The sequence below is a fragment of the Streptomyces boluensis genome, from assembly GCF_009908195.1.
GTDB classification, from domain to species: Bacteria; Actinomycetota; Actinomycetes; order Streptomycetales; family Streptomycetaceae; genus Streptomyces; species Streptomyces boluensis.
The window spans coordinates 1-13392 of record NZ_JAAAHS010000040.1 but is presented as its reverse complement, the minus strand read 5'-3'; the positions used below and the strand labels follow the sequence as shown (position 1 = coordinate 13392).

The following is a 13392-nucleotide window of genomic DNA, read 5'->3' as shown; positions in this document are numbered from 1 at the left end:
TCCCTCAGTGACTCTTCGGGTTGTGGGTGGCCGACTCCACGTCGAGCTCGACCTCGATCGGCGCGGACTTCTCGAAGTGCAGCTCGACGGCGACCTTGTCGCCCTCCTTCGGCAGCTTCTTGAGGCCGACGAACATGACGTGGTTCCCGCCGCGGCCGAGCTCCAGGGTTCCGTTCGCCGGGATGTCGAAGGAGTCGGCCTTCTTCATCTTCTGGTCGACGGTCTCGTGGAGCGTGGCTTCGTCGGAGATGTCGGTGGTGACCGAGGTGAGCTTGTCGGCTCCCCCCTTGTTGGTGACGGTCAGGAAGCCGCCGCCCATGTCCTTGGTGACGGGCGCGGGCATGTAGCCGCCGGTCACGCTCAGCTCGGGCTTCGCGTTCGCCGCTGCGGTCCTCCCGGACTCTGCGGTCTTCCCGGACGCCGAGGTCTTGTCCGGGCCGTCGGAGGTGGAACAGCCCGCCAGCGCCAGAGCCGAGACAGCGGCTATGGCGACGACGAGGGTGGTACGGGGGTTCACGGGTTCTCTCCCTTGATGATCTTCGGCAGGTCCTTGGCGTAGTCGTCGGCGGTGGCTTCCTCGCCGTTGTAGAGGACGTAGCCCGCGTTGCTCTTGGGGGAGAACGCGATGACCTGCTTGCCGTGCATGGAGGTGACGGAGCCGTCCTTCTCCTTCTTCGGCGCGTCGATGCTGATGCCGACGGTCCGGGCGCTCGCCTGGATGGTCGGGAAGTCACCCGTCAGACCGATGAACGAGGGGTCCTGCGCCTTCAGCCACTTGCCGAGCTCCGCCGGGGTGTCCCGCTCCGGGTCGGTGGTGACGAAGACGACCTGCAGCTTGGCCAGCTCGTCCTTGGGGAGCTTCTGCGCCAGGCGCCGCTTGGCGTCGGCGAGATTGCTCATGGTGAGCGGACAGACGTCGGGGCAGTGCGTGTACCCGAAGTACATGAGCACCGGCTTGTCCTTGGTCTGCTCGCGCAGGTCGAACTCCTTGCCCTGCGTGTCCTTCAGAACCAGGTCCGGCTTCTCGAAGGGCTGGTCGAGCACGGTCGCGGCCTTGTCCCCGGTCTGCGAGGAGACGTCGGCGACGGGCTTGTCGGCGTCTTCGGCACTGCCGCACGCGGACAGGGTCAGCGAGGCGGCGGCGAACAGGGCGGTGACGGCGAGGGCGGTCTTCTTGCGCATGACGGGTGTTCCCAGGGTGGTGTCGGTGATGGTCCGGTACGCGGCGGGGGCGGATCCTGCTGCCCCCGCCGCGCACCGCTGTCTCAGCTCGCGGACTCGCCGCGGCGCCGGCCGGCCAGTACGCCGAAGGCCACGCCGGCGGCGCCGACGAGGATGCCGGCGATGCCCAGACCACGGGCGAGCCCGTCGCTGGAACTGTCGGCCGCGGCCTGCTCGGTGGCGTCCTCACCGGACTTGGAGTCGGCCGAGGCCTTGTCCGCGGCGGCGCCACCGTGCTCGTCGGCCGCCTCGGTGAGCTGCAGGACGGGCGCCGGCGACTCGGGCTCGGCCGCGCCCTCCTTGGGCTCCTCGATCCAGCGGACGACATCGTCGTTGGAGTACGTCTGCAGGGCCTTGAAGACCAGCTGGTCGGAGTTCTCGGGCAGCGCGCCGAGGGAGACCGGGAACTGCTGGAACGTACCGGGCTCGATGCCCTTGTCGTCAGCGGTCCAGGTGACCTTGGAGACGGCCTCGTCGATCTTCTGGCCGTGCATCTCCATCGGCTTGTCCAGCTTCGCCTTGGTGACCTTCACGTCCCAGCCGGGCACCGGCTGGGGCATCACGGAGGCGAGCGGGTGGTTCTTCGGGAAGTTCACCTCGACCTTGGTCGTCGAGGCGTCGTCCTGCTCGTTCGGCACCTTGAAGTTGACCGTGGCGTAGCCGCCCTTCGCGGCCTCGCCCTCCGGCTGGACGCTGACGTGCGCGAAGGCCGGGGACGACAGAACGAGGACGGCGGAAGCGGCGACGGCACCGGCGGCGGCGACGCGCTTGAGGTGCATGGGCATGACGGACATGGCAGAGACACTCCACTTTCGGCAGTGGGAACGGTGAAGGGCGCGCGGCGCGACACCGCGCACAGCGGTACGCGGGCACACAGCGCAGAGCACAGGCCGCGAAACAGCAGACGTCACGCAGGCGTTGCGCGGACATCGCGCGGATATCGCGTGGACATCGGGCAGGCATCGCGGGGCCAGGGCTCAGGAACACACGGGCACGCGCGCGTGGCGCGACGCCCTCCGTAACTGCGAGAGGTGCGACCGCGTCAGGCGGCGAGTCCGAAACCGGACGCGGGTGGTCCGCGCCGGATCACCGTGTCGTCGAGGACCGCGGTACGCGGCTGCCACCGCGCCCACTGTGTGCCGCGCGGCATGCCCACCCCGGTACCGGGCAGCGCGGGCAGGCCCACGCACAGCACCCGCACCAGCGCCAGCGCACCCCGCAGGGAACGGACGAACGCCCCCTCTTCGACCCCGTACGTCGACAGCTCCACGAGGCGCAGCAGGGCGAGGTCGCCGCGACGCAGCAACCAGCCCGCGGCGAGCCCGGCGAGCAGGTGCCCGAGCAGCATGGGCACCTCGGGCAGGAGACTCATGTCCATGCCGGGCGCCGCGCTCTGCACAGCGGCCGCGGCCCCGCCGCCGTGAACGTGCGCCCCAGCTGTGGAACTCGGGTCGAGCCCCGCGGATGTGAGGATCCGGCGGGCCTCCGCCGGACTGATCACGGAGGCACCGGCCCCGCACACCAGGTGCGCGGCCCGCTCGATCAATGCGGCGTCCGCCGAGGCGGGTGCGGTGTGCGTGCCCTGCTGTCCGACCTCGAAGAGCGCGTGCAGCCCGAGCTGCCCCACCGTCAGCGAGGCGGCGATGCCGGGAAGCGAACGCCTGCGCCCGGCCAGCGGCAGTGCCACCACCAGCACCACGAGGAACCCGGTGGCCAGCGACCACAGCGGGACCGTGGAGGAAGAGGCCAGGATGTGACCGCCCGCGGACAGCGCGACACAGACCGCGGTGAACACCGCGGCCCTCAGCGCCCGGAGACCTGCTCCGGGGCGTGTCTCGCGCGTCTTGCGCGCCTCGCGCGATGCGCGCGGAAGGGGGGCAGCCATGACCGGGTCATCATCGCACTGGCTCTGGGCAGTACATACGGCAGGTCCGCAAGGTCCGAAAGGTCGCTTCGCACTTCGGCAGGTCGATCCCACCCGCCCACAACCGGCCCGCGCTCGGCGGCATACGCCCCACACGTCCCGGCATGCACCCCGTATCTCGTGCCGTATGTCCCGCACATCCGCCGTATGGGCGGCATCACGTCAACTCTGCGCTTATACGCGGTCGGTCGCGGCAATAGGTATCGGTATGTCGAGCCGCGGCCAGGAGGCTGGAGCATGAGCATCTGGTGGTCCCTCCACTTGCGGCGCGAGGCTGCGAGCGTGCCGCTCGCCCGGCGCCTTCTGCTCGGCACGATGGAGACGGCCGGCGTCGATCCAGACATTTCCTACGATCTCTCTGTCGCTCTGAGCGAGGCCTGCGCCAACGCGGTCGAGCACGGCGGCCGCACCGCCACCCACGAGACCGGCCTCGACCTCAGCCGCGACGCGGACATCACGGTCGCCGCCTCCTCGTCCGGCGGCTTCCGGGTGACCGCCTATCTCGACGGTGAGATGTGCCGGATCGAGGTGACCGACTCCGGCCCCGGCTTCCCGCCGGACCGCGCCGAGGGGCAGGGGCGGCGGTTCTCCGGTCCCGATGAGAGCTCCGAGCACGGCCGGGGTCTGTGCCTGATCCAGGAGATCGCCGACCACGCCTCGTTCGACAACAGGCCGGGGCGCGGCGGTGCGGTGGTCAGCTTCGACAAGATCCTCAAGTGGCGCACGGACGCACCGTTGCTGAGCGCCTGAGCGCCTGAGCGCCTGAGCGCCTGAGCGCCTGAGCGCCTGAGGCTCCGCAGCACTCGAGGCTCTGCAGCACCTGAGCACCTGAGTGACCTGAGTGACCTGAGCGTCCGAGCCCTCGCAGCACCCGAGCCCTCCCAGCACCCGAGCCTCCGCAGGACCTGCGCACTCGGCTTCCGCTCGCGGGACCTCGTGCGACGCTGGTCGTGTCGATCTTCGGCGCCGACCTTCGTCCGCTTCCCCCGGAACTGGAGCCCTCTCCCGTGACGATCACCTACAGCGATGTGCTCTCCGCGGCCGCCCGTCTCTCCGGCCGGCTCCGCCGGGTCGCCCTGAGCCGGGCCGTCCGTTCCGAGTTCCCGGGTGCCGATGTCTGGTTCGCCCACGAGTACCTCCAGTACACCGGCACGTTCAAGGCGCGTGGAGCGCTCAACTTCATCACCTCCCATCTCGACGCGGGCACCATGCCCGACGCCGGTGTCGTCATCGCCAGCGGTGGCAACGCCGGCCTTGCCTGTGCCTGGGCCGCCGCCCGGCACGGTGTCACCGCGACCGTCTTCGTCCCGGAGACCGCCCCTCCGGTGAAGGTCGCCAAGCTGAAGCGGCTCGGAGCCCGGGTACGTCAGGTCGGCACGGAGTACGCAGAGGCCCTCGAGGAGTCACAGCGGTTCGCCGCCGAGGCCGGGGCGCTGGAGTCGCACGCCTACGGTCTCCCGCTGATCGCCGCGGGCGCGGGCACCCTGCTTGACGAGATCCACGCACAACTCCCCTCGGTCGACACGGTTCTCGTGGCGGTCGGCGGTGGCGGGCTGTTCACCGGTGTCGCTGCGGCCGCGCACGAGCACGGCATCCGTGTGGTCGCCGTCGAGCCTCACGGCGCCCGAGCCCTGAACGCCGCGCTCGAGGCCGGTGAACCGGTGGACGTCCCCGTGGACTCGGTCGCCGCCGACTCGCTGGGCGCCCGCCGCGTGACGCCGATGGCGCTGCCCTGGGCCCAGGGCGACGGCGTCGACTCGGTGCTCGTCGACGACGCGGACATCGTCGCCGCCCGCCAACTCCTGTGGGACGACCGGAGGATCGTGGTCGAGCACGGCGCCGCCGCCGGCTTCGCCGCCCTGACCTCCGGTGCGTACAAGCCGGCCGAAGGCGAGACCGTCGCCGTGATCCTGTGCGGAGCGAACACCGACCCGTCGGACCTCGTGCACGCCTGACACAGCCTCGGCCGCCCGCGACGCGGCTGCCACCGAAGCCGTCAGCGAAGCCCCCACCGAAGCCACGGCTCAGCCGCCCGGCGTCAGGACGCGGCGCCCTCGACCTCCTTCAGGAACCCGGATATGAGGTCGAGCCATTCTTCGGGCCGCTCGACGAACGGCAGGTGCCCCGAGTCGAGTTCGGCGAACCGCGCGCCGGGCAGCAGAGCCGCCACTTCGCGGTGCAGCGCGGGCCGTACGAGCTGGTCGGCCGTGGTGGAGACGACCAGCGCGGGGATGCCGAGAGCGGCCACGGTGGCGAGGTCGTCGCGTACATCCACGCGCGTGACCAACTCGGCGTGATCGCCGCTGCCGACGGGGACGGTCTCGCGCGTCCCGTCGACGGTGGCCGCCAGCTCCTCGGGTGTGAGCGCGGAGAGCGCCGCCGGGCTCAGGGCCTTGGAGACGAGGAACTTGGCCAACGTGTCGTACCGCCCCGACGCGTGCAGCTCCCGCCAGATCTCCGCGTCGAGCCGCAACCGGGTGTCGGCCTCGGCGAGGGTGGCCGTGAGAACGAGTGCTGTCACCCGCCGCGGATGCCGCGCAGCGGCGCGTACCGCCACCGCTCCGCCCAGTGAGTACCCCGCGACCGCGAAGCGCTCGACCCCCTCCGCGTCCGCCGCGCCGACGAGCTGGTCGGCCAACTCGTCCAGCGTGAGCGGCTGTTCGGAACGTGGCGTAGCGCCTGTGCCGGGATAGTCGACGCCGATGACGGTGTGGTCCGCGGCGAGGCCCTCGACGATCGGCCCGAAGTTGGCCTCGATGCCGCCGCCCGCGCCGTGTGCGAGGAGCAGTCCGGGTCCGGTGCCCCGGACGGTCCGGGAGTAAGCGGACACGGGCACGGTCTCAGGCACTCGCACACGTACAGGACCAGGCGCACGCACAGACGCAGACATGGAGCTCCCCCTCGTTCCAGCATTCCGTATCGATCCCTACAGAAAAAATGTAGCACGCTTTCTGTATCGACCGCTAGGAAAATATCGACCTCGGACACGACCCCGGACGTGACCCCGGATTACGACCCCGGACATGACAAAGGCCGGGCACCCCCGAGCGGTGCCCGGCCTTTGCGGACTACGGACTACGGACTACGAACGACTGTCTACGAACTACTACGGACCAGGTCAGCCCTTGAGCTCGGCCATCCACGCCTCGACCTCGTCGGACCGGCGCGGCAGCGCGGACGACAGGTTCCGGTTGCCGTCCTCAGTGACGAGGATGTCGTCCTCGATGCGGACGCCGATGCCCCGGTACTCCTCCGGCACCGTCAGGTCGTCGGCCTGGAAGTACAGACCCGGCTCGACGGTCAGGCACATGCCGGGCTCGAGAGTCCCCGCGACGTACGCCTCGGTGCGGGCGACCGCGCAGTCGTGGACGTCCATGCCGAGCATGTGACCCGTGCCGTGCAGGGTCCAGCGGCGCTGGAGGCCCAGCTCGAGGACACGCTCGACCGGGCCCTCGACGAGGCCCCACTCGACCAGCTTCTCGGTGAGCACCCGCTGCGAAGCGTCGTGGAAGTCGCGGAACTTGGCGCCCGGCTTGACCGCCGCGATGCCGGCCTCCTGGGCCTCGTACACCGCGTCGTAGATCTTCTTCTGCAGCTCGCTGTACCGGCCGTTGATCGGCAGGGTGCGGGTCACGTCCGCGGTGTAGAGCTCGTTCGTCTCCACGCCCGCGTCCAGGAGCAGCAGGTCGCCGGAGCGGACCTGGCCGTTGTTGCGCACCCAGTGCAGGGTGGTGGCGTGCGGGCCGGCGGCGCAGATCGAGCCGTAGCCGACGTCGTTGCCCTCCACGCGCGCGCGAAGGAAGAACGTGCCCTCGATGTAGCGCTCGCTGGTGGCCTCGGCCTTGTCCAGGACGCGTACGACGTCCTCGAAGCCGCGGGCCGTTGAGGCGCAGGCCTGCTCCAGCTGGGAGATCTCGAAGGCGTCCTTGACCAGGCGGGCCTCGGACAGGAAGACCCGGAGCTCCTCGTCCCGCTCCGCGGTGACCTTGTCGGTCAGGGCCTTCTCGATGCCCGCGTCGTGGCCGCGGACGACTCGGGTCGAGCCGGTCGAATCGGCCAGCTGAGCCGCCAGCTCGCGGACGTCGGAGGCGGGGATTCCGTAGAGCGTCCCGGCCTCGGTGAGGGAGCTGCGGCGGCCGACCCAGAGCTCGCCCTGGCCGTCCAGCCAGAACTCGCCGTTCTCCCGGGCGGAGCGCGGCAGCAGGTAGATCGTCGCCTCGTGGCCGCCGTTCTTCGGCTCCAGGACCAGGACGCCGTCCTCGGTCTGGTCGCCGGTCAGGTACGCGTACTCCGTCGAGGCGCGGAAGCTGTACTCGGTGTCGTTGGAACGGGTCCGCAGGTTGCCCGCGGGGATCACCAGGCGCTCGCCGGGGAAGCGCGCGGACAGTGCGGCACGGCGGCGGGCGGTGTGCTCGGCCTGCGCGACGGGCTGCAGGTCGTGCAGCTCGGTGTCGGCCCAACCGGACTGCATGTTGGCCGCGAGCTCGTCGGACACGCCCGGGTACAGGCCGTTCTTGCGCTGCTTGATCGGCTGCTCTTCAGACTCTTCCGGGGTCTCCGGGGTGAGCTGCTCGGCCACGGTCTGCCTCCTCAGTACGACATTGGACCGCCCTCCATCGTATGTCCGTACGGAAGGCGTCCCAGGGTCTTCTGACCTATGGCCAACGTCACCCGTGCAGCCGACCGCGAAAGCCGGTGCTACAGCTGCCAAATCCGGCGCTACGGCTACACAAATCCGGCTCTATAGCTGCCAAAACCGGCGCTACAGCCGCGGAATCCGGCACTACAAGCGCGAAAACCGGCTCTATAAGTGCGTGATCACTCGAAGCGAGCGGCGAGCAGGACGACGTCCTCGCGGCTGTCCGCGGTGTCGAGGCCGTCCGGCAGCATCGTGCGCAGCACGTGATCGGCGATGGCGCCGGGGTCGTCCCGGATCGACCGGGGCACGCCGGACGCCGCCGAGTGCAGCCGGGCGAAGGCCCGGTCCATGGCGTCGCCGGTGCGGTGCAGCAGGCCGTCGGTGTAGAGGAGCACCGTCTCGCCGGGCTCGGGCGAGAGGTCGACGCTGGGCGCCTCCCAGCAGGCCAGCATGCCGAGCGGTGCCGAGAGCGAGGTCTCCACGAACTCGGTCCGGCGCTCGCCGATGATCAGCGGCGGCGTGTGGCCCGCCCCCGCAAGGACGATCTTGCGCTGGCGCGGCTCGCAGTAGGCGAAGAGCGCGGTGGCGCTACGGGCCGGTTCCGTCAGCCGAAGGAGGAGTTCCAGATCGGACAGGACGGCGACCGGATCCTCGCCCTCCATCACGGCGTACGCGCGCAGTGAGGCGCGCAGCCGTCCCATCGCCGCGACCGCGCTCGGCCCGGAACCGGTGACCGAGCCGACCGCGAGGCCGAGCGCGCCCTCCGGCAGCGGCAGCGCGTCGTACCAGTCGCCGCCACCGCGCGGGCCGGTGCTGTGCCGGGCGGCGAGCTGCACGCCGGCGACCCGGGGCAGCCTGCTGGGCAGCAGTTCCTCGGCGACGGTCGCCAACGTGTCGCGGGCCCGCTCCAGTTCGAGCAGCCGGGCCAGGTGCTCGGTCGCGTACCGGGTGTAGAGGCCGATCAGATGGCGCTGGCGTTCCACCGGTTCGGCCGGCTCGTCGTAGAGCCAGACCGCGGCGCCGAGGCGGCCCGCGGCGGTGGTGGCCAGCGGTACCGCGTAGCTCGCGGCGTAGCCGAGGCGGGCAGCGACCTCGCGGTGGCGCGGGTCGAGCCCGTCGTCGGCGAGCAGATCGGGGCTCGCGATCTCCGTCTCGCCGTCGGGCAGCCCGTCCAGGATGCGGCCGTACGAGGTGGCGCTGCGCGGCACGGTCTCGATGTGCCCGAGGTCCGCGTGGGCCAGGCCGAGGCCGATGGTGGTGTCGGGGCCCTGGCCGTCGGCGGGCTCCAGGACGACGAGGCCGCGGCGGGCGCCGACCAGGGCGGCACCGGCGTGCAGCAGCTCCTTGAGGGCGTCGTCGAGGCTGCCCGTACGAGCCAGGCGCTCGGTGAGTTCATGCAGCGTCGTGAGGTCGGAGACCCAGCCGGCGAGCCGGTCCTGGAGTGCGGCACCAGGGGGTGGTGCGGCGACTTCGGGGGCGGCGAGGGCAGGTGGGGCCGTCTGAGCGGGCGCGGGAACCGTTGAATCGATTCCAGCCACTTTCGGAAGGTGCGGGGCGTTCATGGCAACCGACTTTCGGGTCGGTGCGTATTGCTCAAAAGCATCGCAAACCCCCTGACATTCTGCGCCGCCGGCAATGCCTCCAGATGTACACGGCCTGGTGATGGGATGTCCAGCATTGTCCAGCTGGGATTGCTGGTGTCTAGTGGGGTTTCAGAGGCAGGGTGGAGTGTCTGTGCTGTGTTGTGGTGGCTAATTGGAAGTTGGCCGAAAAGTGACAGCAGTAAGGGCATATTGCGGTCGACTGGCTTTGTTCAACACGGCGTCACAGCGGTCGTGATGGGTACGTACTCGGTGTAGACCAGGGGCAGTTGGGCCGTCCCGGAACCTGGCACCGGACCTCCGCGTCTTAACCGGCGGCGGCCGCTCCCCACTCTCCGATGGTGGAAGCGGCGGGACTGCGAGCACAGCGAGCAAACGCACACGGCATACGCAACGGGCAGACAAACGCCATGCGCGCGCCACCCTCCGCCAGGCTTTAATGGAGCACAGCCAACGCTCGACCCATAGGGGTTCCCCATGCCTCGTGCCTGGGGTGTGAAGCGCCGACTTGTACGCACGGTGAACTGATGCACGCATGGTGTGATGTGGCCCTCGGCGTTCAACGGAAAGGAACGAGCGCTCATGCGCGAGATCCTCGGAAGGCGACGCAAGCTCCGGTCGAAGCGCTCCGGTGGCAGGTCTGACCAGATCAGAGCAGCCCTGACCTTCGCCACGGCCTGGCAGTGGCCGGTGCTCCCAGGGGTCGGGCCGAAGCAGACCGGTGCGCCGGGCTGTGCCTGCCCCGACGCCGACTGCACGGTGCCGGGCGAGCACCCCTTCGACCCGGGCCTCCTCGCGGCGACCACCGACGAGCGCATGGTGCGCTGGTGGTGGACCAACCGCCCCACCGCGCCGATCGTCATGGCGACCGGAGCTCCCGGCCCCTGCGCCGTCAGCCTGCCCGCCCTCGCGGCGGCCCGCGCCCTGACCGCGCTCGACCGCGCGGGCGTCCGGATCGGCCCGGTCGTCGCGGCCCCCGACCGCTGGTTCCTGCTCGTCGCGCCCTACTCCCTGGCCGAGTTGGGCGAACTGCTCTACGCCAAGGACTGGGTGCCCGGCTCGCTGCGCTTCCACGGCGAAGGCGGCTATGTGGTGCTGCCCCCCTCCGAGACGGGCCAGGGACAGGTCCGCTGGGAGCGCGCCCCGCTGCCCGGTTCCGCCAGCCCCTGGGTGCCCGGCGTCGAGGCGGTCCTTGACGTCCTCGTCGAGACCCTCACTCGTACGGGTGTGAGCGCGCCCGAGTTGTAGGGGAATTGGGCGCGGATCGCTCCGGCCACCTGTGATCCGCCGATATCTTCGGGCTCTCCCTTCCCCCGTAGCAGTCGAGCAGGTGGGTCCCTTTGCAGCGAGCTCGCTTGGCGGTGCTCTTGGCCGCCGTGGCACTCACCGCCTCCCTGCCCCTCGCCGGGGCGCTCGCCGGTCCGACCGGCCCCTCGGTGGAACCCGCGCCGGGGGGTGACGGCGGTGTGCAGGACGACGCGAAGCAGAGCGGAAGCCGCCCCGCGCAGCCCTCGGCCGGGCAGTCCCCGGCTGAGCAGCACCCCGCGGAGGGGCCGGAGAAGGCCGACGGCGGACTGCTCTCCGGGCTCGGCCTCACAACCGCGGCGCGGTGCGGACCCGAACTCGCCTCTCCCGGCGGGGTGGAAGCGCAGACCTGTGTCCTGGAACAGTCCGGCGACATCTGGGCGCGGACGTACTACCGCAATGCCACCGCCGGCCGGCTCAGCTCCGTGCTGACGTTGATGGGGCCCGAGGGCCGGACCGTGCAGATCCACTGTGCCGTGGGCGCCGACGACGAGCCGGGGGCTTGTGAGACACCGCGTGAGCCCGCGCGGGGAGCGGCCTCGGCCTACTCGGCGATCGCGGAGTTCGCGGCCCCTGAAGGGTCTGCGGGTGAAGATCAGGAGCGGCCGCTGCTGCTGCGCTCCGGGAGCAACTCGGCGCGTACGCCCGGGAGTTGACCACCGGGCCGCCAGGGCTGCCGCGCCAGGAAATGGAAGGGCCCGGTCGCTGGCGACGGGGGATGCACCAGCGACCGGGCTACCTGAACGGTAACAAGAGATCTGCGGTTCGCAAATTCGATCTCAGCTATTCGGACACGGATTTACCTGTGCGTACCGGGAGTTGTGACGCGAGTCATACGTTCCCGGCCGCTTCGGTACTGATCCGGACCCGCACCGGGCCCGTTCCGGCCCGGTGTGTGCGGTTCAGTGCTTGATCAGTTCAGGGTGACCTGGCGGTTGGTGAGGCCGCCGCGGGCGCGGCGCTCGTCGGGGGTCAGCGGGGCGTCGGTGGCGAGGGCGGCCGTGAGGCGCTCCGCGAACTCGGCGGCGGGCTTCTCCACGTCGGCAGCGGTGACCCCGCTCGGCAGGTCCCACACCGGGACCATCAGGCCGTGCGCCCGGAACGAACCGACCAGACGGGTGCCCTCGCCCAGGCTGGAGGTGCCGGCCGCGTGCAGCCGCGCAAGGGCGTCGAGGAGCTGCTCCTCGGGGTGCGGCATGACCCAGCGCAGGTGGTTCTTCTCCGGGGTCTCGCACCAGTACGCCGCGTCCACGCCGGTGAGCTTGACGGTGGGGATCGCCGCGGCGTTGGCGCGCTCCAGGGAGGCGGCGACGTCCGGTGTGGCGCTCTCCGAGTCCGGCACCCAGAACTCGAAGCCGGTGTGCACCTCGGGCTCGAACGCGGCGGCCGGGTCGAGGAGATCCTGCAGTCGCGGGCCTTCGGCGGGGGCACGGCGGCCGTTCACCGGGTTGCCCGGCTCGGTCGCGAGGGCCTGCTTGAGGGTGTCAGCCAGGTCACGGCTGAGGTCGCCGGACGCCATGTCGTTCTGGAGGCCGAGCAGTACGGAACCGTCCTCGCGGCGCAGCCCCGGCCAGGCCATCGGCAGCACCGTCGCGAGCGTGACGGAGGGGACGCCCTCGGGCAGCCCGTCCTTGAGGGTGAGCCGCACGGTCGCCGCGGGCACGAGCTCGCGCAGCGCGACCCAGTCGCCTTCGCCGGCCAGGCCCTCGAAGGGGCGGTGCACCAGCTCGGTCACCGCGTGCGCGGCGGCGCGGCCGTGGCACGCCTTGTACCGGCGGCCGGAGCCGCAGGGGCAGGGTTCGCGGGCACCGACGACCGGGATCTCTCCATCGGTGAGCTGTGCCTTGTTGCCCTTGGGCTGGCCCTTGGTCTGGGGGCGCTTCTTGGCCATCGTGGGTGTCTCCCGGTGACGTCTTCCTGCGTACGGCGCGAGCCTAGCCGTTCGTACGGGAGGACCGGGGGCCCTGTGGACAGAGCGGGTGCCGAGTGTGCCCGGCGGCGGTTCGCCGCGGGGCGCGGGACGGACCCGGCCCCGTGGCGGCGCCGCGCTCAGGCCAAGTCCTCGCAGCGCTCCGCGAATTCGAGTCCGGCGGCGCCCGCGGGGGCCGCGACGCGCGTAGCGAAATCGGGGCGGCGGAGGGCGTCCTTGAGGACGACCCAGACGGTGACCTCGTCCGCGCTGTCGTCCCTGACGCCCCAGTCGTCGGCCAGGGCCGTGATGATGTTGAGCCCGCGGCCGCCGTGCGCGGTGACCGAAGGTGTGGCCGGAACCGGTCGGGTGGGACCGCCGCCGTCCGTCACTTCCACCGTCAGCCGGCCCGCGGGACCCACGCGCCACGCGGCGCGCACGTCTCCGTCCCCGACCAGTGATCCGCGGCCCAGCGGCCGGCCGTGCCGGCACGCGTTGCTGAGCAGTTCCGAAAGGATCAGGACAGCATCGTCAATGACCGTGTCCGACACCCCGCTGATACGCAGCTGATCACGCATCCGGTGCCTCGCCTTGCCCACGCCCGCAGGGCCATGGGGTACGGCCATGCTCGACAACGCGGGCACCTCCTGTGCCACCACCAACGCCACCCCCGAGACCTCCTTTGCCCCACGCCACGGTTTGAATGCCCCACTGGACTGGACCGGAAACCGGCCAATCATCCTCTGGTGACGCACTCGTGACGATCGCGTACCGACCGAACGCGCCGGTGCAC

The 13392-nt window shown here is 70.9% G+C and carries 13 protein-coding genes; 4 read left to right on the top strand and 9 right to left on the bottom strand.

What is annotated here, in order from left to right; all coding sequences use genetic code 11:
- Nucleotides 1-4: 4 nt before the first annotated feature.
- The 4 genes from GUY60_RS08370 to GUY60_RS08355 all read right to left on the bottom strand — a co-directional run bounded on the left by GUY60_RS08370 (nucleotide 5) and on the right by GUY60_RS08355 (nucleotide 3106).
- Nucleotides 5-517 (bottom strand): copper chaperone PCu(A)C, encoded by a 513-nt coding sequence (locus tag GUY60_RS08370; protein ID WP_161695445.1) that lies wholly within the window; start codon nucleotides 515-517, stop codon nucleotides 5-7.
- Nucleotides 514-1182, bottom strand: a complete 669-nt coding sequence (locus tag GUY60_RS08365) for an SCO family protein (protein WP_161695443.1) — start codon at nucleotides 1180-1182, stop codon at nucleotides 514-516. The genes GUY60_RS08370 and GUY60_RS08365 overlap by 4 nt, the downstream gene beginning before the upstream one ends.
- Before the next feature lie 83 nt (nucleotides 1183-1265).
- Nucleotides 1266-2000 (bottom strand): YcnI family copper-binding membrane protein, encoded by a 735-nt coding sequence (locus GUY60_RS08360; protein ID WP_161695473.1) that lies wholly within the window; start codon nucleotides 1998-2000, stop codon nucleotides 1266-1268.
- A 263-nt stretch (nucleotides 2001-2263) separates the two neighbouring features.
- Entirely contained in the window at nucleotides 2264-3106 is an 843-nt protein-coding gene (locus GUY60_RS08355; protein ID WP_161695441.1) for a hypothetical protein, read from the bottom strand.
- Between the two features lie 276 nt (nucleotides 3107-3382).
- Between GUY60_RS08355 and GUY60_RS08350 the strand changes: the two genes are divergently transcribed.
- Both GUY60_RS08350 and GUY60_RS08345 read left to right on the top strand, forming a co-directional pair.
- On the top strand, nucleotides 3383-3895 hold the full coding sequence (locus GUY60_RS08350) for an ATP-binding protein (RefSeq protein WP_161695439.1): 513 nt from the start codon (nucleotides 3383-3385) through the stop codon (nucleotides 3893-3895).
- A gap of 257 nt (nucleotides 3896-4152) precedes the next feature.
- On the top strand, nucleotides 4153-5100 hold the full coding sequence (locus GUY60_RS08345; protein ID WP_161695437.1) for a threonine/serine dehydratase: 948 nt from the start codon (nucleotides 4153-4155) through the stop codon (nucleotides 5098-5100).
- An 83-nt stretch (nucleotides 5101-5183) separates the two neighbouring features.
- Here GUY60_RS08345 and GUY60_RS08340 read toward each other — a convergent pair whose 3' ends face one another.
- The 3 genes from GUY60_RS08340 to GUY60_RS08330 form a co-directional block, all read right to left on the bottom strand.
- Nucleotides 5184-5975: an alpha/beta fold hydrolase gene (locus GUY60_RS08340; RefSeq protein WP_312866224.1), complete on the bottom strand. Its 792-nt coding sequence runs from the start codon at nucleotides 5973-5975 to the stop codon at nucleotides 5184-5186.
- Nucleotides 5976-6263: 288 nt separating this feature from the next.
- Nucleotides 6264-7724: an aminopeptidase P family protein gene (locus GUY60_RS08335; RefSeq protein ID WP_161695434.1), complete on the bottom strand. Its 1461-nt coding sequence runs from the start codon at nucleotides 7722-7724 to the stop codon at nucleotides 6264-6266.
- 239 nt (nucleotides 7725-7963) lie between these two features.
- Nucleotides 7964-9346, bottom strand: coding sequence for a PP2C family protein-serine/threonine phosphatase (locus GUY60_RS08330; RefSeq protein ID WP_187369962.1), 1383 nt, complete (start codon nucleotides 9344-9346; stop codon nucleotides 7964-7966).
- Nucleotides 9347-9967: 621 nt separating this feature from the next.
- Here GUY60_RS08330 and GUY60_RS08325 point away from each other — a divergent pair.
- Entirely contained in the window at nucleotides 9968-10633 is a 666-nt protein-coding gene (locus GUY60_RS08325) for a bifunctional DNA primase/polymerase (protein WP_161695430.1), read from the top strand.
- A 113-nt stretch (nucleotides 10634-10746) separates the two neighbouring features.
- Nucleotides 10747-11346, top strand: coding sequence for a hypothetical protein (locus GUY60_RS08320; protein ID WP_376771184.1), 600 nt, complete (start codon nucleotides 10747-10749; stop codon nucleotides 11344-11346).
- Between the two features lie 257 nt (nucleotides 11347-11603).
- Here GUY60_RS08320 and GUY60_RS08315 read toward each other — a convergent pair whose 3' ends face one another.
- Nucleotides 11604-12581, bottom strand: a complete 978-nt coding sequence (locus GUY60_RS08315; protein WP_161695426.1) for a DUF5926 family protein — start codon at nucleotides 12579-12581, stop codon at nucleotides 11604-11606.
- A gap of 158 nt (nucleotides 12582-12739) precedes the next feature.
- Nucleotides 12740-13354, bottom strand: a complete 615-nt coding sequence (locus GUY60_RS08310) for an ATP-binding protein (protein WP_161695424.1) — start codon at nucleotides 13352-13354, stop codon at nucleotides 12740-12742.
- Nucleotides 13355-13392 lie beyond the last annotated feature (38 nt).